General features: G+C 65.1%; 17 protein-coding genes. 4 read left to right on the forward strand and 13 right to left on the reverse strand.

Annotated elements, in window-relative coordinates:
- Positions 1 to 5: 5 nt before the first annotated feature.
- The 8 genes from ACU0BR_RS02695 to ACU0BR_RS02730 all read right to left on the reverse strand — a co-directional run bounded on the left by ACU0BR_RS02695 (position 6) and on the right by ACU0BR_RS02730 (position 8,229).
- Positions 6 to 1,139: an AAA family ATPase gene (locus ACU0BR_RS02695; protein WP_446155304.1), complete on the reverse strand. Its 1,134-nt coding sequence runs from the start codon at positions 1,137 to 1,139 to the stop codon at positions 6 to 8.
- Between the two features lie 148 nt (positions 1,140 to 1,287).
- Positions 1,288 to 2,331 (reverse strand): aliphatic amidase, encoded by a 1,044-nt coding sequence (locus tag ACU0BR_RS02700; RefSeq protein ID WP_446155305.1) that lies wholly within the window; start codon positions 2,329 to 2,331, stop codon positions 1,288 to 1,290.
- A gap of 39 nt (positions 2,332 to 2,370) precedes the next feature.
- On the reverse strand, positions 2,371 to 3,072 hold the full coding sequence (urtE, locus tag ACU0BR_RS02705) for an urea ABC transporter ATP-binding subunit UrtE (protein WP_446155306.1): 702 nt from the start codon (positions 3,070 to 3,072) through the stop codon (positions 2,371 to 2,373).
- A 3-nt stretch (positions 3,073 to 3,075) separates the two neighbouring features.
- Entirely contained in the window at positions 3,076 to 3,804 is a 729-nt protein-coding gene (locus tag ACU0BR_RS02710; protein ID WP_446155307.1) for an ATP-binding cassette domain-containing protein, read from the reverse strand.
- Positions 3,801 to 4,910 carry an urea ABC transporter permease subunit UrtC gene (urtC, locus tag ACU0BR_RS02715; RefSeq protein WP_446155308.1) on the reverse strand — a complete coding sequence of 370 codons (1,110 nt, stop codon included), beginning with the start codon at positions 4,908 to 4,910 and terminating at the stop codon, positions 3,801 to 3,803. Before urtC ends, ACU0BR_RS02710 begins: the two co-directional genes overlap by 4 nt.
- A gap of 10 nt (positions 4,911 to 4,920) precedes the next feature.
- The gene (gene urtB / locus ACU0BR_RS02720) at positions 4,921 to 5,790 is read right to left on the reverse strand and encodes an urea ABC transporter permease subunit UrtB (protein ID WP_446155309.1); all 870 of its coding nucleotides are present in this window, start codon (positions 5,788 to 5,790) and stop codon (positions 4,921 to 4,923) included.
- 91 nt (positions 5,791 to 5,881) lie between these two features.
- Positions 5,882 to 7,117: a transporter substrate-binding domain-containing protein gene (locus ACU0BR_RS02725; protein ID WP_446155310.1), complete on the reverse strand. Its 1,236-nt coding sequence runs from the start codon at positions 7,115 to 7,117 to the stop codon at positions 5,882 to 5,884.
- A gap of 365 nt (positions 7,118 to 7,482) precedes the next feature.
- Entirely contained in the window at positions 7,483 to 8,229 is a 747-nt protein-coding gene (locus tag ACU0BR_RS02730) for a DnaA N-terminal domain-containing protein (protein WP_446155311.1), read from the reverse strand.
- Between the two features lie 543 nt (positions 8,230 to 8,772).
- Here ACU0BR_RS02730 and ACU0BR_RS02735 point away from each other — a divergent pair.
- Positions 8,773 to 10,080, forward strand: a complete 1,308-nt coding sequence (locus ACU0BR_RS02735) for an AAA family ATPase (protein ID WP_446155312.1) — start codon at positions 8,773 to 8,775, stop codon at positions 10,078 to 10,080.
- The gene (locus tag ACU0BR_RS02740; protein ID WP_446155313.1) at positions 10,077 to 11,159 is read left to right on the forward strand and encodes a ParB/RepB/Spo0J family partition protein; all 1,083 of its coding nucleotides are present in this window, start codon (positions 10,077 to 10,079) and stop codon (positions 11,157 to 11,159) included. The genes ACU0BR_RS02735 and ACU0BR_RS02740 overlap by 4 nt, the downstream gene beginning before the upstream one ends.
- A gap of 447 nt (positions 11,160 to 11,606) precedes the next feature.
- On the opposite strand, the gene ACU0BR_RS02745 is transcribed toward ACU0BR_RS02740, so the two are convergent.
- Genes ACU0BR_RS02745 through ACU0BR_RS02765 form a run of 5 tightly spaced genes read right to left on the reverse strand, consistent with a single transcriptional unit; the run spans position 11,607 to position 17,928 of the window.
- Positions 11,607 to 13,817, reverse strand: coding sequence for a glycoside hydrolase family 2 TIM barrel-domain containing protein (locus ACU0BR_RS02745; protein ID WP_446155314.1), 2,211 nt, complete (start codon positions 13,815 to 13,817; stop codon positions 11,607 to 11,609).
- 2 nt (positions 13,818 to 13,819) lie between these two features.
- Positions 13,820 to 14,968 (reverse strand): galactonate dehydratase, encoded by a 1,149-nt coding sequence (gene dgoD, locus ACU0BR_RS02750; RefSeq protein ID WP_446155315.1) that lies wholly within the window; start codon positions 14,966 to 14,968, stop codon positions 13,820 to 13,822.
- A 27-nt stretch (positions 14,969 to 14,995) separates the two neighbouring features.
- The gene (locus ACU0BR_RS02755) at positions 14,996 to 15,928 is read right to left on the reverse strand and encodes a Gfo/Idh/MocA family protein (RefSeq protein ID WP_446155316.1); all 933 of its coding nucleotides are present in this window, start codon (positions 15,926 to 15,928) and stop codon (positions 14,996 to 14,998) included.
- A complete protein-coding gene (locus ACU0BR_RS02760; RefSeq protein WP_446155317.1) occupies positions 15,925 to 17,070 on the reverse strand; it encodes an ABC transporter ATP-binding protein in 1,146 nt (381 codons plus the stop codon). Before ACU0BR_RS02760 ends, ACU0BR_RS02755 begins: the two co-directional genes overlap by 4 nt.
- A gap of 30 nt (positions 17,071 to 17,100) precedes the next feature.
- On the reverse strand, positions 17,101 to 17,928 hold the full coding sequence (locus ACU0BR_RS02765) for an IclR family transcriptional regulator (protein ID WP_446155318.1): 828 nt from the start codon (positions 17,926 to 17,928) through the stop codon (positions 17,101 to 17,103).
- Between the two features lie 127 nt (positions 17,929 to 18,055).
- Here ACU0BR_RS02765 and ACU0BR_RS02770 point away from each other — a divergent pair, with 127 nt between their 5' ends.
- Together ACU0BR_RS02770 and ACU0BR_RS02775 are read left to right on the forward strand one after the other, a co-directional pair.
- Positions 18,056 to 19,291: an ABC transporter substrate-binding protein gene (locus tag ACU0BR_RS02770; protein WP_446155319.1), complete on the forward strand. Its 1,236-nt coding sequence runs from the start codon at positions 18,056 to 18,058 to the stop codon at positions 19,289 to 19,291.
- 136 nt (positions 19,292 to 19,427) lie between these two features.
- Positions 19,428 to 20,294: a carbohydrate ABC transporter permease gene (locus ACU0BR_RS02775; RefSeq protein WP_446155320.1), complete on the forward strand. Its 867-nt coding sequence runs from the start codon at positions 19,428 to 19,430 to the stop codon at positions 20,292 to 20,294.

Raw genomic sequence — 20,294 nt, forward strand, 5'->3', positions numbered from 1 at the left:
CTTGTTCAAGAATACTCAAACCACACCTTCCCGTCGCGGCGGTCCGCAATGAGCCGGTTTTTGAAGTCGTTGTGCGACGTGGGTGCCGGTGCGGGCTGCTCAAGCAGAAATCCCGCCAGAGGAAATTCGAGATGGTGCCGGACGGCCCGCCGCAACGCACGCGCGCCAAAACGTTTATCATGTCCGCAATCGGAAAGGAAAGACCGCAGCTCCTCGCGTACGCTCAACTCAAGGTCGTGCTTTCCCAGACGGCGGTTCAAGCGCTGCAACTCCACGTCCACCAGCGCCGGCATGTCCTCGCGCGCGATCCAGTTGAAGGTCTCGATATGGTCGATCCGGTTCACGAACTCGGGCGGGAAACGCTCCAGCAGCGCATCGGAAACGATGCGGTGCGCGCGCTCGCGACGGCTGGCATTGGGCGCCCTGAGCCACTGCATCAAACCGGCCCGCCCCTCGTCAAGCTGCATCAGGTCGCGCGCGCCGAGGTTCGACGACAGGAACACCAGTGCATTGCGGAACGAATAGGTCCGCTCGCCCGACGCGGTAGTCAGCAGCCCGTTGTCAAAGACGTTCATCAGCGCCAGCACCACCTCGTTGCTGGCCTTTTCCACCTCATCGAACAGCACCAGCCCCGGCAGGCCGCGACTGCCCTCGATCTTTTCCTGATCCAGGATCGTGGTGCCCTCCTTGGACCCCACATACCCCGGCGGCGCGCCCGTCAGCGCGGCAGCGTAATGCTCCTGCGCCAGGGTGTTCATGTCGACCCGGCAAAACGCGTCGGCGTCGCCGTAAAGCCCGCGCGCCAGCGTGCGCACCGTCTCCGTCTTACCCACGCCGGTGGGCCCGCACAGCAGCACCGTGCACAGCGGCTTGCGCGGATCGCCGATATCGGCGCGCACCATCTGAAGGATCTGCACCAGCTCGGTCAGGCTTTCGCCCTGCCCCACGATCGACGCGCGCAGCTCCGCCTCGATCCGCGCGGGATCGAAGGTGAAGCGGCTGCGCAGCTGTCCTCCCGCCGGCAGGGCATCCGACACACCCCCGGCCGCAGGCGCCATCGGGGCGTTCTCGTCGCGCAGCGCGGCCTCGGTGCGGCCCGCACGCTCGGTCTCATGCATCCGGTCGGTAAGGAACGGCATCTTGTCTCCTGGCTTTCTGGCCCATGCTTTCCGGCCCGCGCGTTCGGGGCCTCGAAACCGGCGCGCACATCCGCGGCGCCGACGTGCGGGTCAACTATCTAGGGGGCGCGGAAGGCGGCGCGAACCGCCCTCCGCCGTGGCGGCCGGGTCAGCCGGCCTCCTTCTCCTTGGCCTTGACGGGCAGACCGCCGACCGGGCAGCAGGCGACGCCCACCGTGTCGCGGGTGAAGCTCTCGACATGCTCGCGCGTGGCCTCGGCGTCATTGACCCAATTGCGGTAGAACTCGAACGGGCATTCCGCCACGCCCTTGTCCCCGTCACCCGAAGCATGGACCCCGGTATAACCGCGGTGCAGCAGCTTGAAGAGGTGGTTCTGCGACTGATCGTTGGCGCGGGCGTCGCGGATCGTGGAAACCGAAAGCTGTGCGTATTGGATGCCCATGTCCTCCTCGCCGCATTCGCCCAGGGTGCGCCCGTCGAAGCCGATGATCGCGGAATGCCCGAAGTAGCTGTAGACGCCGTCGAACCCCGCCGCGTTGGCCACGGCCACATAGCAGTTGTTGGCCCAGGCCATCGCCTTGGCCATGATCACCTGCTGATCCTTGGCCGGGTACATGTAGCCCTGGCAGCGCACGACCAGCTCGGCGCCCTTCATCGCGCAGTCGCGCCAGATCTCGGGGTAATTGCCGTCGTCGCAGATGATCAGGCTGATCTTCATGCCCTTCGGCCCCTCGACCACATAGGTCTGATCGCCCGGATACCAGCCCTCGATCGGATTCCACGGCAGGATCTTGCGGTACTTCTGCACGATCTCGCCCTTGTTGTTCATCAGGATGAGCGTGTTGTAGGGCGTCTTCTTGGGATGCTCCTCATGGCGCTCCCCGGTCAGCGAGAACACGCCCCAGACGTTGGCCTTGCGGCAGGCGCGGGCAAAGATCTCGGTCTCGTCGCCGGGGATGGTGGCGGCGGTTTCCATCATCTCGTCCTGATCGTACATGATGCCGTGGGTGGAATACTCGGGGAAAACCACCAGATCCATGCCCGGCAGGCCCTTCTTCATGCCGATCAGCATCTCGCCGATCTTCTCGGCGTTCTCGAGCACCTCGGCCTTGGTGTGCAGCCGGGGCATCTTGTAGTTCACGACGGCGACCCCGACGGTGTCGTCGCTGCTGGAAATATCTCCATGTCTCATGGTGTTCTCCTCTCTGTAAGTGATCTGTTCGTGTTGGTTTCAAAAGGTCAGATGCCGCTCGACCACGGCATCGCTCAGCTCGTCGGTGCGCCCCTCCAGCACCACGCGCCCCTTGTCGAGCAGCAGGAAACGGTCGGACGCGGCCCGCGCGAAAGTCACGTTCTGCTCGACCAGGATGATCCCCAGCCCGTTCTCGCGGTTGAGCCTGATGATCGCCTCCTCGATCTGCTGGACGATGTTGGGCTGAATGCCCTCGGTAGGCTCGTCCAGGATCAGGATCTTGGGGTCCATCGCCAGCGCGCGCCCGATGGCCAGCTGCTGCTGCTGCCCGCCTGACAGCTCCCCGCCCTTGCGGTTCAGGAATTCGTGCAGGATCGGGAAAAGCTCGAAAATATGCTCCGGCACCTCGCGCTTGCCGTCGAGCCGCGCGAAGGTGCCCATCACCAGATTCTCGCGCACCGTGAACTGCGGGATGATCTCGCGCCCCTGCGGGATATAGCCCAGCCCCAGACGGGCGCGGTCGGGGGTGCTGCGGCTCAGCAGGTCCTCCCCGCCGAAGATCAGCCCGCCCTCGCAACGGTCCGTCAGCCCCATGATCGACTTGAGCAGCGTCGTCTTGCCGACCCCGTTGCGCCCCAGCACCGCCAGGAATTCACCCTGGGCGACATCGAAGGAGACCCCCTGAATCACCGGGCTCTTGCCGTAATAGGAAAAAAGCTCACGCGCCTGCATGTTCTGCATGTCTCAGTGCCCCAGATAAGCGGTCTTGACGGCCTCGTCGGCCTCGATCTCGGCGATTGTGCCCTCCGCCAGCATCGCCCCGCGGTTCATGACGATGATCCGGTCCGCCACGGTGCGCACGAAGCTCATGTCGTGCTCCACGACGATCAGCGTGTGGCTCCCGCTGAGCGAGCGGAAGATTTCGGCGGTGCGCTCGGTCTCGCGCACCGTCATCCCTGCGGTCGGCTCGTCCATCAGGATCAGGCGGCTGTCCTGCGCCAGCAGCATCGCGATCTCCAGCCACTGCGTCTCGCCATGCGACAGGTTGCCCGCAAGCGCGCGCGCCTTCCCGTCGAGGTTCACCAGCTCCAGGATATCGCCGGTCTGCGCCGCGTCGGTCAGCGCCAGGCAGCTCAACGCGCGCAGCACGCCCGGACGGCGCGACCGCGCGATCGACATGTTCTCGGCCACGGTCAGCTCCTTGTAGACCGAGGGCACCTGAAACTTGCGCCCGATGCCAAGGCGGGCACGCCGGAATTCGAGCATTCCGCTGACCTCCTGCCCGTTGAACAGGATCGAGCCGCTATCGGCGGCCGTCTTGCCGCAGATCAGGTCGAGCGTCGTCGACTTGCCTGCCCCGTTCGGCCCCAGCAGGCACAGGATCTCGCCCTCCCGCACGTCGAAGCTCAGCCCGTCCACGGCGCGCAACGCGCCGAATTGCACTTTCAGATCGGTAACTTGAAGCTGGCTCATCGCTGCGGCTCCCCGGCTTTGTCAAGAGTGGCGACACCGGGGTCGCGCGCGGCCGCCGGCCGCCTGCCCCCCCGTGCGAACGCCCTGGCGAAATCGACGACCAGCCCGTAGATGCCGCGCGGCATGAACATCACCACCAGCACGAAGACGACCCCCAGAATCAGGTTCCAGCCCTCGACGAAGACATCCGACAGACGCCCCTCCAGCAGGTTCACAAGGATCGCGCCGAAGGCTGCCGCCAGCACCGAATCCCGACCGCCGACCGCGCACCAGATCACGATGGCCAGGCTGAACGACACGCTCATGTAGGTGGGCGACGCGAATTCGAGCACCAGCGTGTAAAGCATCCCCGCCCACCCCGCGAGAGCGGCCGAGATGCAGAATACCAGCGTCTCATAGCTGGCGACGTTGTAGCCGAAGAACCGCGTGCGTTCCGCGTCCTCGCGGATGGCGCGCAGGATCAGGCCGAACTTGCTGTGCGTCAGATAGAACCCGATGGTCAGCGCCACGCTCAGGCAGCCCGCGACGAGGTAGTAGAACCCGGTGCTGTAGGGGTCCACCACCCAGCCCGGCAACGCCAGCTGCGCAAGCCCCGTCAGCCCGTTCTGTCCGCCCGTCAATCCCTGCTGGTTGATGATCACCAGCTGAAAGGCCACCAGAAACGCAAGCGTGATGATCGCCACGAATACCCCGGCGATGCGCGCGCGGAACATGAAGATGGCGATCAACCCGCCCACCGCCGCCGGGATCAAGAGCCCCGCCAGCAGCGTGAAGGCCAGCGACTGGAACGGCACCCAGAGCCACGGCAGCTCGGTGACGTTGTTCCATCCCATGAAATCGGGCAACGACGCACCGCTCGCCTTCAGCTTGAGGTGCATTGCCATCGCATAGGACCCCATGCCGAAGGTGGCCGCCTGCCCGAGGTTGAGCAGACCCGCCGTCCCCCAGCTCAGCGCCAGCGCCGCCGACGCTATGGCCAGCGCCAGATAGCGCGCGAAGGTGTTCAGCTCGAACCCGTCATAGCTCATCACCGCCGGGACGACGAAGATGATGGCGCAGCAAAAAAGCACCAGCGCGATCAGGTCGTAAAGTGGTCTCGATGTCATTGGTGTCTCCTCAGCGGCGCGTCGCGGCGGGGAAAAGCCCGCGCGGGCGGAAACGGATCAGCAGGATGATCCCGGCAAGCACGGCGATGCGGCCCAGGGTGTCGTTCATCAGCATGGACATCAGCGCCGTCGCCTCACCGATCATCACCGATGCGGCCGCCGCACCGATCAGGCTGCCCAGCCCGCCGACGATCACGACAAGGAACGCGTCGACCACCAGCCCCGTGCCCATGGTCGGGATGGTGCTGAACAGCGGCGTGACCAGCGCACCCGCCAACCCCGCAAGCCCCGCCCCATAGGCGAAGGTGATCGAATAGACGCGCTTGGCCTCGATGCCGTAGCATTCCGATATGCCGCGGTTCTGGATCACCGCGCGCAGCTTCATGCCGAATTCGGTACGCGTCATCAGCGCCCAGGACGCAGCAAGCACGGCGATGGAAAAGACGATCACGAAAATGCGGTAGTTCGACATGATCAGCCCGCCGATCTGCACGTTGCCCGTCAGCAGCTCGGGCCCCCGCACGAAGCGCGATTCCGCGCCCACCGAAAGCCGGACCGCCTGTTGCAGGATGATACCGATCCCCCAGGTCGCCAGGATCGTGTCCAGCGGCCGGTGATAGAGCCTTTGCACGATGGCCTTTTCGATCACCCAGCCGATCGCCGCCACCACCACAAAGACGAAGGGCAGCGCCACCAGAATGCTGATGCCCAGATAGGATTGCAGCGCCCAGGTCGTATAGGCGCCCAGCATGACGAATTCGCCATGCGCCAGGTTGATGACCCCCATCGCGCCATAGATGATGGCCAGCCCGAGGGCGATCATCAACAGGATCGAGGCCATGCTCAGCCCGGCGAACAATTGGTTCAGTAACACGTCCATCAGAACGAACCTTTCCGTGGCCCGGCCCGGAACGATCCGAGCCGGGCGCAAAGTTGCGCGTATCGTGAAAGGGGCCCCTGCCCCCGGGCGATCAGGCCTTCACCAGCCCCTGGCCGGTGCAGCTCTGGCCGTCGTAGGCGGCATAGGGTTTGGGCGCGATTCGCTCCTCGCTCTGCACGAGCACCTCGGCCTGGCCGTTCGTCTGCCACTGACCGATCTTCGGCCACAGATGGGTGTGCAGGTTCTCGTCGATCAGAATCTCGCCCTGGGGCGCCATCATCGACATGCCGACCGCCGCGTCGCGGATCGCCTCGGGGGTGATGTTCGACGGGTCCAGCTTTTCCAGCGCGGCCTTGAACTGGTAAACTTGGAAATAGGCCGCTTCGGACACGAAATGCGTGACCTGATCGGCGCCATAACGCGACTTGTAGGCCTCCACGAACTTCTCGTTCTCGGGCGTCTGGTGCCCCATGAAGTAGGGGGCCGAGGAATAATGCCCGGCCGCGGCCTCGCCGCCGATCGCCTTCACCTCGACCTCGGAGCGCGTCAGGCTGATCACCGGCATCTTGCCGGGGTCAAGCTCGGCCGCGTGGTACTGGCGCGCGAAGGCCACATCGCTGTCGCCCACCACCGTGGCAAAGATCACATCCGGCTTTTCCGAGCGGATACGGTTGATGACCGAGCTGAAATCGGAATGGCCGAGCGGCACGTATTCCTCGTTCACCACCTCGCCGCCCAGCTTGCTCAGCAGCGTCTTGCAATAGTTGTTCTCTTCCTTGGGATAGACGTAATTGTTGCCGATCATGTAGAAGCGCGGACCGAAATTCTCGATCGCCCAGGCGATCAGCTCGTCCTGCTGCTGGTTCGGCACGGCGCCGCCGTACATCACGTTGCGCGAACATTCGCGGCCTTCGTAGAGGGTCGGATACCAATAGAGGTTCTTGCGCTGCTCGGTCACCGGCAGCACCGCCTGACGGCTGGCCGAGGTGTAGCTGCCAAAGACGCTGACGCATTTGTCGCGGATCATCAGACGCCGCGCACGGTCGGCATAGGTCGCCGGGTCGGAGGCAGGATCCTCGATGATCGGCCGCAGCTGCTTGCCGTGAACGCCGCCGTCGGCGTTGATCTCCTCGATCGCCATCAGCGCGGCGTCATGCAGCGTGCTCTCGACCACCGCGACCGCGCCCGTCAGCGAAAACAACAGACCCACCGGAATGTCGTTTCCCTGCGCCAGACTCGCGTTCGTCATCGTCAGCAGACCCGGCGCCGACAGCCCGCCGATCATGCCCGTCGCACCGACCGATCCCATGAATTGGCGTCTTTTCATTTCAAGCTCCCCGTTGTTTTTCGAGCAGCCTTATGGCCAAAAAAAAAGCTCTCCAACGTGGTCGAAACCACAGTTGGAGAGCTTTTTTGCTCGGATTTTAATTCAGACTCGCCATTGAGCCTGCCTTTAGTGTTGAGCAGGTTCTGAATTAAAGCAAATCATTTTTTCTATTAGATTACGGTCGCTTAGCCCTATATTGCAGCGCAGCAAACCTGCTGCAGCTGCACAATGCGCGGGGTTCGACTCAACGAACGCGCGCCCATTAACCGCCATTCAAGCCCTGCCGGTCAGGCCCGTACCTCGCAGACCGGCACACGGCGTCCGGTCGTTTCGCCAGGCGGCGGACATCCCCGCAAATCGGCCCGTCACGTCACCGGCACCACGAGGACCCGGCGCACCGCCGGGTCGACCGCGGCATAGGCGTTGAGCAGCCGGGCCAGCAGATGGGTGCTGACGTAATCGGCAACGAAACGCGACGGCGCAGCGAGCGTCACGCAGCCGTCCTCATGCGCCATTTCCGACAGCTGCGCGAACCAGGCCCTGCTCAACGCGGGGTCTTCGCGGCGCAGCCGTGCCAGCGCCAGCCCCCAGGTATCCTCCGCCGACGTCCCGCGCCCGCGCGGCTGGAGCGGCTGGAACGGGATCACGTTCGGGTCCGCCGTCCCCGCCGCCAGGGCGTCCAGCCCCTCGCCCGGCCCCGCGCGCATATCCGCGCCCCCGCCGTGGCGTTCCTGCATCCGGGCGGTGAAATCGGACCCGATGGTGTCCCACTCGGGCGCCGTCTGCGCCATCAGCGCGGCCATGTTCAGCGCATAGACCGTGACCCGCCCCTTGACGCCCGCGCGTTTGACCTCCAGCCAGCCCGCGCTGCGCAGCTTGGCCATCTCGCGCTTGACGGTGCGCTCCTCGACCGACCACAGCCGCGCGATCTCGGCCCGCCCGATCGAAAGTTCGTTGTTCTGCCAGTTGTAGCGCGTCGTGATCAGAACCATTAGCCGCAGCATCAGCCGCTGCCGATGCTTGTCGCCCGCCAGGGCCGTGACCCCCAGCGCCGACAGGATATCGTATTTCAGGGCGGACGCATTGCGCCCGACCGGTTTCGCCACCTGCATGAGCCTGCTCCGCCCCTTGCCGCCCGGTTTCCGTTACGGGTCTGCCTCGTGTCTGTCTCGCAACCGGGTGCTTGCCGGCCTGCTGTCCGGTTTGATCTGGCGGGGCTGACCGGGTCATCCAACGCTTTTCCGAACTTGTCGCCAATTTGCGTCCAACACTTCGATTCTGTCAAGCGATCGTGCAGCAGCCGTCGGTTTCCGCTCCTTCCTCTTCCCCTTTCAAAATGAAATCCGGTGAAGATACAGGTGATGGGGGACATCATGGACGTCCCCCCATGGGGCGAAAATGTCCCCCTATCCATCGCGTCTCTCTGCCGGGCGACCCCCAACATGTGGCGGCGTACCCGGCTCTTTCGTGCGGCGCCTGCGGCCCGTCCGCCGGGCGCCGCGCGAATCGGCGCGAGGGGGCGCGGCCCTTTATCGCTTACCCGCGGGTAAGACCCGCCTGCCCCTCCGCAAGATGATATTAGCTTTTGCCTCAAACGCAAATTAAGCGTAAATGAAGACAAAGCGCTAAAAACCGTCCTGCGAGGCTCAGACAGAATGTATACCCACGAAGATCTCGGCATCCTTCAAAACCGCTCGCTCAAGCTTCAGGGCTGGATCAGGCAGCAGACCTTTTCGCCGGGTATGGAAAAGACGCTGCGCCGGTTCTCCTCCTGGGAAGTGGCGGAACTGATCTTTCGCATCAACCAATCCACCTTCCGCGGCAAGCTCGCCGCCGACCCGTCGCTGCCCACCGGCGAGGTCGAGCAGGAAGGCCGCCAGCGCTGGTTCTCGCTGGAGGAGATCAACGAGCTGCGCCGCCGGCTGAAGATCAACAAGCGCAGCCTGATGCCCCGACGCGCGGCCGGTCAACGCGCGGTCCGCGCGGCGGTCGCCAATTTCAAGGGCGGTGCGGGCAAGTCCACCGTGGCACTGCATTTCGCCCATGCCGCCGCGCTCGACGGCTACCGGGTGCTTGTCGTCGACTTCGACCCGCAGGCCACGCTCAGCCATTCGCTGGGCCTGACCGATGTGGCCGAGGAGCACACCGTCTGGGACATCATGGCGCGCGATCTGATCCGCGAGACCGAGCGGATGAACGCAGGCCCCGTCGGTGCCGAAACCGGCGCCGCCCTGCCCCAGCGCCACCTGCCCGCCGCCATCACCGAACTGGGCCTGGGCGAGCTGCGCATCGGGGATTTCATCAAGCCCACGTCCTGGCCGACGATCGACGCGATCCCCTCCTGCGCCAACGCGGCCTTCGTCGAATTCGCGAGTGCCCAATACCGCCACCTCAACCCCGACTGGTCGTTCTTCGCCGCCGTGTCGCGCTATCTCGACCAGATCCCCGACGACAGCTACGACATCATCATCTTCGACTGCCCGCCCGCGATCGGCTACCAGTCCATGAACGCGGTCTTTGCCGCCGACATCCTCTATGTGCCCTCCGGCCCCGGCTATTGGGAATACGATTCCACCACCTCCTTCGTCGGGCAGCTTTCCGAGGCGCTGGAGGATCTTTCGGCCGGTTTCGACGGCACCTTACCCACGGGTAAGATCACCCTGCCCAAGGCCTTCTACGACATCCGGTTCCTGCTGACCCGCTATGAGCCGGGCAACGATCTGCACCGCGCCATGCAGGACGCCTTTCGCAAGGTCTGGGGCGATCACGTCGCCGACAACCCGGTGGAGATGACGCGCGCGGTCGAACAGTCGGGGCGTTTCCTGAATTCGGTCTATGAAATGGATTACCGGGAAATGACCAGAGAGACCTGGCGCCGCGCGAGATCTACATTCGACGCGGCCTATGAGGAATTCCGCCAGACCGTGCATGACGCATGGGCGCAGATGGAGGCAGGCAAATGAGCAAGAAGCGCAGAATGTTCGACATCGACATCCCCGAGATGGGCGCGATGGAGGTCGGCAAGGTCCCCGACCGGGTGCTGCGGCGCGGGCCGATGGCCTCGGCCATCAATGAAAACGCCAGCGCGTTGCGCGACCGCAAGGCGGCCGAGGACAATATCCGGGACGAAAACGACCGCCTCGCCGCGGAATTCGTGCGCCTGAAACGCGATGGGCTGATCACCGACCGCATCGCGCTCGACGCGGTGGTGACCGAGCGGCTGCTGCGGGATCGGAAGCCGGGCGAGGATGACGCGCTGGAAGAGCTGAAAACCTCGATCCGCGAGGTCGGCCTGTCCAATCCTATCCGCGTGGAGGCCCGCGAGGACGGCCGGTTCGAGCTCATCCAGGGGATGCGGCGCCTGATGGCGTTCCGGGCCCTGCGCGAGGAAACCGGCGCCGCCGCCTATGACACGATTCCCGCCGGCATCCTCCCGATCGAGGCACGCGTCGGGACCAGCTATCGCCGGATGGTGGATGAAAACCTCGTGCGCAAGAATATCTCCTTCGCCGAGATGGCCACGCTGGCGCGCCGCTATGCCGCCGATCCCGCCAATGGCTGCGCCGATGTGGCCGACGCGGTGTCGGAGCTTTTCAAATCCGCGACCTACACCAAGCGCAGCTATATCCGCGCCTTCGTCGAGCTGCTGTCGCGGCTGGACCGGGCGCTGGAACACCCCGAGGAAATTCCGCGCAACCTCGGGGTCGAGCTGAAACGGCAGATGGACCGGGACGAGTCGCTGGCCGCGCGCGTTCTGACCGCGCTGGAGGCCGAGCCGGGCCGCACCGCCGGGCGCGAGGTCGAGATCCTGCGCGCGGCCGTCGGCGGGGCAGGGGGCTTACCCACGGGTAAGGCCGCCGCGAAACCGGCGCGCCCGCGGCAGGCCAAGACCACCTTTCAGGTGCCGTCGGGCCGCGGCATCGCCAAATGCAACGCGTCGCATGGTCGGCTGGAGCTGCGCGAGGACCGCGATTTTTCCTCGATCGAGCGGCGCAAGCTCGAACGGGCGCTGGCGGCATTCTACGCCAAGCTGAACGAATGACCGCCGGTGCGATCTTACCCACGGGTAAGGCAGGGGAGGGTGAGGCGGCGGCCCCGGCAAGGACGGCGGCAACGTCCTGAAGCCTCGGGCTGCGCGGCATCCGACGTCTATCGTATCACGGTTTTGCACGGACTGACGTCCGCGCGGTCCGCTTTCGCCGTGTTTCCGGCGGTGTCCGACGCGTCGTGGCAAGCCGATGGGCTTTTGCTGATGACCGATAGGACGAGATGCCGACACTTCCAGTCGGCGCCGCTGCATCATGCCCCGCGGATGCGGGGAAGCCCTATGTCGATCAACAGATTGATAATGCTGCGATTTTAAGGAGCCATCGTTGCGCTGCATGTGTCGGATTCCGGTCGACAGGCTCTCGATGCCGCTGCCGATGCGCGACTGCAATCTGTCGAGGTGGGCGCTTTCGCAGGAATGACGAAGCGCCGGCGCGCCTCGCTACCGTGCCGAAATTTCCAGTGTCCCGTCCAGGTCGCGCAGGGTTGCGTGCAGGCGGATCTTGCCGGTTCGGCCGGTCAGCCGCAGCCAGCAGCCCGTGCTGCCGCCCAGAAGGACGGGGCGGTCGGGGCCGATCAGGGTTGCCGGGCCTTCGACGCTCAGCGAGACGGGCTCGTTGAGGAAATGCAGCTTGTTGCCCGCCTGGTCGAGCGCGCGGATCATCACGCGGATCTCCTCGCTCGGGTCGGCGGGGGCATCGGTGACGTCCGGGGTCAGGTCCAGCCGATCGAGCATCGCATCTGCGGGAAAGCTGCGCTCCGCCACCAATTGGCCGCCTCGAAACCCGCGCAGCCGACCGGCGTGCCAGCTTTCGCCCCAGGCGGTCAGCTCGTCGGGGCTGAAATGCCGGTGGTCTATGATCACGGGGGCATGCGGCAGATGCGCGAAGCGCGCGCGATCCGGGCCGACCCGTTTGACCACGTCGCCATAGGCCAGTTCGACCTCGTCGCAATTGGTCAGGACGATCAGCGGCACGACGCCGCCGATGTTGCGCTCGCCGCGCGACCAGACGGTGACGGGTTCCATCACGATCGCCTCGTCGGGGTCGCGCTGGCTGGCGTAGGCGTAGGCGGCGAACTTGGGTTCGCGGAAGATCGTCATGACGCCGTGATGGCAGATCCGGTCGCCCGCGCCGAAATCGCTGTGGGTGTTGTAGTCGAACATGCACCAGCCGATGCAGCCCGCCAGCCCCGCATCCGGGTCATGGGCGGCATCGAGCACCTCGAGATGGCGCAGCACGTGTTCGTGGTGGCGATGTTCGGGGTCGCCCGCCTTGGTCGGAAACATGTGGCCGTTATATTCGGTCACCAGATAGGGCACGCGCGTCGGCAGCCCCGTCACCTCCTGCTGGTCGCGCAGCGCGGTGCGCGGCCGGTTCGAGAAGGGCTGCTCAAAATCGCCGAGGATGAAATCGTTCATCGTGTAGACGTCTTCGAGCAGCTGGCTGTCGGGGATGCAGCGCACGCCGCCGGTGGGGCGGGTGGGGTCGAGATCATGCGCCAAGGCGTTGGTGCGCCTGTAGAAGTCTTCGGCATCGGGGCTTTCGTTGATCCGCACGCCCCAGATGATGACCGAGGGGTGGTTCCAGTCGCGGCGAATCATCCGCTCGACGGTGCGCAGCGATTCGTCCTGCCATTTCGCGCCGCCGATATGCTGCCAGCCGGGGATTTCCTCGAACACCATCAGCCCGATCTCGTCGCAGCGGTCGAGGAAATACGGGCTTTGCGGGTAATGCGAGGTGCGCGCGATGTTGCAGCCCAGATCGAAGCGCAGGATGTCGGCGTCGCGCTGCTGGCTGCGCCTGCCCTGGGCATAGCCGGAATAGGGAAAGCTCTGGTGGCGGTTGAGCCCGCGCAGGATCACGCGCTCGCCGTTGAGGAAGAACCCTTCGGGGGTGAATTCGGCGTGGCGGAAGCCGAAACGCTCGGTCACGCGGTCGCCGCTTTCGGGCAGCGTGACGCTGAGCGTGTAGAGCGCGGGCGTGTCGGGCGACCAGAGCGTGATGTCGGCGAGACCCTCGAAAACGATTTCGCCGGTGCCCGCAGCCGTGCCCGCGGTGCGCGCGATCTCGGTGCCTTGCGCGTCCGACAGCACCGCTTCGACCGGGCCGGGGGCGTCGAATTTCGCGATGACGCGCCGGGGTTTCGCCAGGACGTCGGGGGTCTCGATCTTCAGGGCGGCGATATGGGCGCGGGGCAGGATTTCCAGCCAGGCGTCGCGGTAGAGACCCGCGTAGGTCAGATAGTCGATCCGGCCGCCGAAGGGCGGAATTTCGGGATTTTCCGCGCCATCGATCTGCACGCTGACCAATGCGGCGCCATGTTCGAAGCGATCCGTCAGATCGACGGTGAAGGGGGTATAGCCGTCGCGGTGGCGCAGCGTTTCCTCGCCATTCACGAAGACCACCGCATCCGCCATCGCCGCGTCGATGCGCAGCCGGACGATCTTGCCCGCCCAGGCGTCGTCCCACGCGATTTCGCGCTGATAGGTGAAAGCCCGCTGAAAGGCGCGTTCGTCGAAATAGCTCATCGGCAGATCGACGGCGTTATGGGGCAGGGTGACCGTCGCGCCCTCGAGCCGCGGTGTCGCGCGGGCCGCGTGTGAGCCGTTCGCGAAGGTCCAGCCTTCGTTCAGTTTGCTGATCGTGCGCATCCTCACCACTCCGCGAAGCTGCCATCGGCGTGGCGCCAGACCGGGTTGCGCCAGCGGTGGCCTTCGCGGGCCGCCTGCCGGACCTTGTGCTCATCGACCTCGATGCCGAGGCCCGGCCCCTGCGGGATCGCGACAGATCCGTTTTCATAGGCAAACACGGTGGGGTCGATCAGGTAATCGAGCAGATCCGAGCCTTCGTTGTAGTGGATGCCGAGCGATTGTTCCTGAATGAAGGCATTGTAGCAGACGGCGTCGAGCTGAAGGTTCGCGGCCAGCGCGATCGGGCCCAGCGGGCAATGCAGCGCCAGCGCCACGTCATGCGCCTCGGCCATCGCGGCGATACGGTAGGTTTCGGTGATGCCGCCCGAATGCGAGGGGTCGGGCTGGATGATGTCGACATAGCCCCCTTGCAGGATCGCCTTGAAATCCCAGCGCGAATAGAGCCGCTCGCCGAGGGCTATCGGCGTCGGGCAATGGGTCGCGATCTCGCGCAGCGCCTCCGCATGTTCGCTGAGCACCGGCTCCTCTATGAACATCAGGTTGAAGGGTTCGAGCGCCTTGGCGAGCTGCTTGGCCATGGGGCGATGAACGCGGCCGTGGAAATCGACGGCGATGCCGAAATCGGGGCCCATTTCGCTGCGGATCGCCTGCACGCGTTCAAGCACCGCATCGATACGGGCATGGCTGTCGATGAACTGCATCTCTTCGGTGCCGTTCATCTTGACGGCGGTAAACCCCCTGTCGCCGCAGTCGCGCGCCATGCGGGCCGTGTCGCCCGGCCGGTCGCCGCCTATCCAGCTGTAGATGCGGATGCGGTCGCGCTGTCGGCCGCCCAGAAGCGCGTGCACCGGCTGGCCGAGGGCCTTGCCCTTGATGTCCCACAGCGCCTGATCCAGCCCTGCGATGGCCGACATGTGGATGCCGCCGCCGCGATAGAAGCCGCCGCGGTACATCACGGTCCAGTGGTCCTGGATATGGCCGGGGTCCTTGCCGATCAGATAGTCCGACAGCTCCTCCACACAGGCGGCGACGGTGGCGGCGCGGCCCTCGAGAACCGGCTCCCCCCAGCCCGAGAGGCCCTCGTCGGTCGAGATCTTCACGAAACACCAGCGCGGGGGCACGATGAAGGTTTCGATGGCGGTGATTTTCATGGCTGTCCTCGGAATGGCTGGGGTCGGTCAGGCATCGAACGGGTCGGTGATCGCGAAGCGGGCGTTGACGAAGGCATCGGCCACGAGCCGCATCGGTGCGAGGTCGAGGTCGCTTTGCCCTTCGCGCACCAGATCGTGCATCCGGGCATAGAGATTGGCGTATTCGCGGTTCCCGCCCGAGGCGATCAGCCGTCCCGCGACGTGGAATGCCGCCCCGCCCTTGTCGAGCACGGCCTGCCCCCGGTCGGTATCGAACGTGATGCGCCAGAGTTCCTCGCCGGTTTCGCGCCAGTCGAAATAGGCGGTGATCGCGGTTTCGCCCGCGCGCATCGACAGATCGGCGGCGATCGGGGTCTGGCGCCCGCGCGGCACGCTCAGCTGCGCGGCGGTCAGGCGTACGGGCGGGTGCAGGGGCGGGCGCAGGATGCGGGTCAGGATCGAGAGCGCGTTGATACCCGGATCGAAGACGCCGAGACCGCCCGGCGCCCAGATCCAGTCCTGTCCGGGGTGCCATTTGCGCACGTCTTCGCGCCAGTCGATTCGCGCCGATGCGATCTGGCGCGGGGAAAGCCATTCGCCTGCGGTCTCGACCGCCGCCGCCTCACGCGAATGCCAGCTGGCGAAAATGGTCAGGCCGGCCCCCTCGGCGGTCTCGCGCAGCGCCTCGATTTCGCTCAGCGTCATGCCGGGGGGTTTTTCCAGCATCAGATGGCGGCCCGCGCGCAGCACCGCCATCGCCTGCTCGAACCGTCCCTGCGGCGGCGTGCAGAGCGACACGGCCGCGATACCGGGTTGCGCCGCCAGCATCGTGCATACGTCGGGGTAGCACGGCAGGTCGGGCACCGTCGCATTGCGGCTGGCGATCGCGGCCAGATGCACACCCGCGGTCCGCGCGATCGCGGGCAGGTGCTGGGCGCGGGCGATGGCGCCCAGCCCGACAAGGCCGATGGAAAGGCTCATCCCCCGGTCCGGCTCTGGGCCGGGGCCTGAGTTGAGGCCTGAGTTGGGGCCTGCGTGGGGGCCTGGGTCGGCATGTACGTCTGTGCGCGCACCCGGGCGCCGGTGCCTGCGTCGAAGACATAAAGCGACGCGGGATCGAAGCTCAGCCCGGTGCTGCCGCCCCCGGCGGCGTCGAGGCGCTGGTCCGTCTCGACCACGACACGCTCGCCGGTTGCTGCGCTCAGATGCGCATAGCTCACCCCGCCGAGGTTTTCGGCCATCTCGATGGTGAAGGGACCTTCGGTGCGGTCAAGGCGCAGGGCGTTGGGACGGATGCCGATTTCGAGCTTCGTGCCCTCGGCGGGCAGTTCGACGGGGCTTGCGACGCGCTGCGCGAGGGCAGGCACGTCGAGCTGGCCGCCCGCGACCGAGGCGGTCAGGAAGTTCATCGAGGGCGAGCCGATGAACCCCGCGACAAACCGGTTGTCGGGATCGTCGTAGAGGTCCATCGGGCTGCCGACCTGTTCGATATTGCCCGCGCGCAATACGACGATCTTGTCGGCCATGGTCATCGCCTCGACCTGATCGTGGGTGACGTAGATCATCGTGGCGCCGATCTCTCTATGCAGCCGCGCGATCTCGGCGCGCATCTCGACGCGCAGCTCGGCATCGAGGTTTGAAAGCGGCTCGTCGAAGTGGAACCCGTCCGGCCCGCGGGTGATCGCCCGGCCGTTGGCGTCGCGCTGGCGCTGACGGGCCGAGAGGGGGGCCGGTTTGCGGTCGAGCAGGGGTTCGAGCTTGAGGATCTGCGCGGCCATCTTCACCTTGGCGGCGATCTCGGCCTTGGGATGGCCGTTCATCTTCAGCCCGAAGCCCATGTTTTCGCCCACCGTCATATGCGGATAAAGCGCGTAGGTCTGGAACACCATCGCGATGCCGCGTTCGGCCGGTTCGGCCCTTGTCACCTCGTGCCCGCCGATGCGGATCGCGCCGCCGGTGGTTTCCTCCAGCCCTGCGATCATCCGCAAAAGGGTGGATTTGCCGCAACCCGAGGGGCCTACGAAGACGCAGAACTCTCCCGGCTCGACCGCCAGATCGACGCCGTGGATCACTTCCGCCTGGCCGAATTTCTTTACGACCTTTTCCAGTGCGACTCCGCTCACGGGGTCTCCTCCCTTGTGATGCGACCGGGTTCAGACCGGCCCTTTCTGTTCCGGAAAACGCCAGTCGATGGCCGCCTTCGCAATCTTCTCCGCCGTCTCGAGGATCAGCGGCGCATAGCTTTCGAGGCGCGCGTGGGCGTCGGCCTGCGCCGAGGTGATCGAAAGCGCGCCCAGCACGCGGCCCTGCGCCGACAGGATCGGCGCCGCGACACAGCGGATGCCCGGCTCATGCTCCTCGTTGTCCCAGGCAAAGCCGCGTGCGCGGATGTTCGCAAGTTCGGCGCGCAGGCTCGTCTCATCGGTGAGGGTGTGGTCGGTGAAGCGGTGAAAGCTTTGTCTGGTGAGCGCGTCGCGCAAGGCCTTTTCGCTCAGATGGGCCAGCATCGCCTTGCCGACGCCTGTGCAATAGGCGGGGCCGACCTTGCCCGACTGGGAGAACATCTCGACCGGGCGCGCGGCGTTGCGCTTGTCGACATAGAGCACCATGCCCTGATCGAGCTGGGCGAGGTGCAGCGTCTGCCCCGTGCCTTGCGAAAGCTGATCGAGAAAGCCCGCCGCGATTGGCGCGAGCGAGCTTTGCGCCCAGGCGCCATGGGCCAGCCGCACGAGGCGCAGCCCCGGCATATAGGTCTGCCGTTCCTCGTCGAAGGCGAGCATTCCCTGGTTCGTCAGCGTTTGCACGAACCGGTAGAGCGTCGCCTTGGGCAGACCCGAGACCGGAAGCAGTTCGGCAAAGCGCACGGGGCGGCCGAAGGCGGCCACGAGGTCGAGCACGGCAAGCGTGCGTCCGACGGTGCCGTCCGATTTGCCGGGCGATCTGCCGTCCGATCGATCGGGCGTGGGCGTGGCGTCGTTCATGGTCTCCTCCCCAAGGATGTTGACAGAATGAAAGATTCGCGGCAGCATTTCAACATGTAAAACAAGGTTTCATTATTTGGAACTAAATTGGAAGCCTTGGGCTACGAGATTTGGGAGGAGAAACCGCATGAATTTTCTGAAAACCACCGCGCTCCTGGCGCTGATGGGCGCGATGGCCGTGCCCGCCATGGCCCAGCAGCGCACGCTCAAGCTGTTCACCGACGCGTCCGACCCGGCGCCGAAGGCCGCGTTCGAAGAGCTCGTGAAGGGGTTCGAGGCCGAAAACCCGGATGTGACGGTCGAGGTGAACACCTTCGATCACGAGGGCTACAAGACCGCGATTCGCAACTTCCTGACCGCGGACAGCCCCGATCTGGCGAATTGGTACGCGGGCAACCGGATGGCGCCCTTCGTCAACGCGGGCCAGTTCACCGATGTCTCCGATGTGTGGAAAGAGAACGGGCTGAACGACAGCCTCGGCTCGGCGCTGCAATCGATGACGATCGACGGCAAGCAATGGGGCGTGCCGTACACCTACTATCAGTGGGGCATTTACTATAACAAAGACCTTTACAAAAAGGCCGGACTCGAGGTGCCCGAGACCTGGGACGCGTTCATTGCGAACTGCAAGACGTTTCAGGAAATGGGCGTCGACTGCCTGACGACCGGGACCAAGGCGCTTTGGCCCGCCGCGGGGATCTTCGACTATCTCGATCTGCGCACCAACGGCTATGAGTTCCACATGCAGCTCACCAACGGCGAGATTGCGTGGACAGACGAGCGGGTGAGGAACGTCTTTGCCGAATGGGCGAAAGTGCTGCCCTATACCACCAGGAACGTGGCCGCGATCGACTGGCAGGACGCGGTGTCGAACATCGTGCAGGGCAAGGCCGCGAACTACGTCATGGGCAATTTCGCCGTCGCCACCTTCAAGGATGGCGGGATGACCGACGACAGCCTCGGTTTCATGGACTTCCCCACGATCAACCCCGACATCCCGCGAGCCGAGGAAGCGCCGACCGACACGATCCACATTCCGGCAGGCGCGAAGAACAAGGCCGACGCCAAGAAGTTCCTCGCCTATATCGCGCGCGCCGATGTGCAGACCAAGATGAACGACACGCTGGGCCAGCTGCCGATCAACAAGAACGCCTCGGTCGGCGACGATCCGTTCCTGCAGCAGGGTTTCGAGGTGCTGTCCACCGCCGAGGGCGGCATCGCGCAGTTCTTCGACCGTGACGCGCCCGCGCGGATGGCGAAGGCGGGCATGGAAGGGTTCCAGGAGTTCATGGCCTATCCCGACCGGCTCGACACGATCCTCGAGCGGCTCGAGAAGATGCGCCAGCGGGTCTACAAGAACTGATCCTTCTTCCGGGCGGCGCCGATACCGGGCGCCGCCCGTTCCGTTTCCCGATCCGAGGAATGCGACGATGACCGTCTCACCCGCCATGTCCGAACCGCGAGCGGATAGCGGCACGCCCGCGCCGCGCCGTCGCCGAATGAGCCGCAAGTGGGCGCCCTGGCTGTTTCTGGCCCCCGGCGCGCTGATGTTCGTGATCTATGTCCTCATCCCCATCGGAGAATCGATCTGGATCTCGTTCTACCAGTGGGACGGGCTGAGCCCCAGACTGTGGATCGGGCTGGAGAACTACCGCGAACTGCTCGATGACGAGGCCTTCTATACCAGCCTCAAGAACAATGTGATCTGGCTGGCGCTCTATATGCTGGCGATCCCGCTGGGGTTGTTCATCGCGCTGTTCCTGAACCAGACGGTTCGCGGAATTCGGATCTACAAGTCGCTGTTCTTCTTTCCCTTCGTGATCTCGCAGGTCGTGGTCGGTCTGATCTTCTCGTGGTTCTATGCGCCGGGGTTCGGGTTGTTCTTCGAGGTGACGAAATGGCTGGACGGGACGGGGATCGCGGTGCTGGCCAATCCCGATACGGTGACATACGGGATCATCGCCGCGGGGCTTTGGCCGCAGATCGCCTATTGCATGATCCTCTATCTGACCGGCCTCAACGCCGTCGCGCCCGACCAGATCGAGGCCGCGCGGCTCGACGGGGCGAAGGGCGTCCGGATGCTTTGGTATGTGGTGCTGCCGCAGCTGCGCCCGGCCACCTTCATCGCGGTTGTCGTGACCGTGATCGGCGCGCTGCGCAGCTTCGACCTCGTGTCGATCATGACCGATGGCGGTCCCTTCGGGTCGTCGCGCGTGCTGTCCTACTACATGTATGAGCAGGCGCTTTCGGAATACGGCTATCGCATGGGGTATGGCGCGGCGATCGCCGCGGTGCTTTTCGCGATCATGATGATCTTCATTTCGGGCTTCATCTGGAAGATGTGGCGCGACGAAAAGGGCCTGTGA

It is taken from the genome of Brevirhabdus sp. (assembly GCF_052826345.1).

Excerpts from the sequence above, each read along its gene's own strand:
- ACU0BR_RS02695 (WP_446155304.1), bottom strand. The coding sequence starts at position 1,139 with ATGCCGTTCCTTACCGACCGGATGCATGAGACCGAGCGTGCGGGCCGC.
- ACU0BR_RS02700 (WP_446155305.1), bottom strand. The coding sequence starts at position 2,331 with ATGAGACATGGAGATATTTCCAGCAGCGACGACACCGTCGGGGTCGCC.
- urtE (WP_446155306.1), bottom strand. The coding sequence starts at position 3,072 with ATGCAGAACATGCAGGCGCGTGAGCTTTTTTCCTATTACGGCAAGAGC.
- ACU0BR_RS02710 (WP_446155307.1), bottom strand. The coding sequence starts at position 3,804 with ATGAGCCAGCTTCAAGTTACCGATCTGAAAGTGCAATTCGGCGCGTTG.
- urtC (WP_446155308.1), bottom strand. The coding sequence starts at position 4,910 with ATGACATCGAGACCACTTTACGACCTGATCGCGCTGGTGCTTTTTTGC.
- urtB (WP_446155309.1), bottom strand. The coding sequence starts at position 5,790 with ATGGACGTGTTACTGAACCAATTGTTCGCCGGGCTGAGCATGGCCTCG.
- ACU0BR_RS02725 (WP_446155310.1), bottom strand. The coding sequence starts at position 7,117 with ATGAAAAGACGCCAATTCATGGGATCGGTCGGTGCGACGGGCATGATC.
- ACU0BR_RS02730 (WP_446155311.1), bottom strand. The coding sequence starts at position 8,229 with ATGCAGGTGGCGAAACCGGTCGGGCGCAATGCGTCCGCCCTGAAATAC.
- ACU0BR_RS02735 (WP_446155312.1), top strand. The coding sequence starts at position 8,773 with ATGTATACCCACGAAGATCTCGGCATCCTTCAAAACCGCTCGCTCAAG.
- ACU0BR_RS02740 (WP_446155313.1), top strand. The coding sequence starts at position 10,077 with ATGAGCAAGAAGCGCAGAATGTTCGACATCGACATCCCCGAGATGGGC.
- ACU0BR_RS02745 (WP_446155314.1), bottom strand. The coding sequence starts at position 13,817 with ATGCGCACGATCAGCAAACTGAACGAAGGCTGGACCTTCGCGAACGGC.
- dgoD (WP_446155315.1), bottom strand. The coding sequence starts at position 14,968 with ATGAAAATCACCGCCATCGAAACCTTCATCGTGCCCCCGCGCTGGTGT.
- ACU0BR_RS02755 (WP_446155316.1), bottom strand. The coding sequence starts at position 15,928 with ATGAGCCTTTCCATCGGCCTTGTCGGGCTGGGCGCCATCGCCCGCGCC.
- ACU0BR_RS02765 (WP_446155318.1), bottom strand. The coding sequence starts at position 17,928 with ATGAACGACGCCACGCCCACGCCCGATCGATCGGACGGCAGATCGCCC.
- ACU0BR_RS02770 (WP_446155319.1), top strand. The coding sequence starts at position 18,056 with ATGAATTTTCTGAAAACCACCGCGCTCCTGGCGCTGATGGGCGCGATG.
- ACU0BR_RS02775 (WP_446155320.1), top strand. The coding sequence starts at position 19,428 with ATGAGCCGCAAGTGGGCGCCCTGGCTGTTTCTGGCCCCCGGCGCGCTG.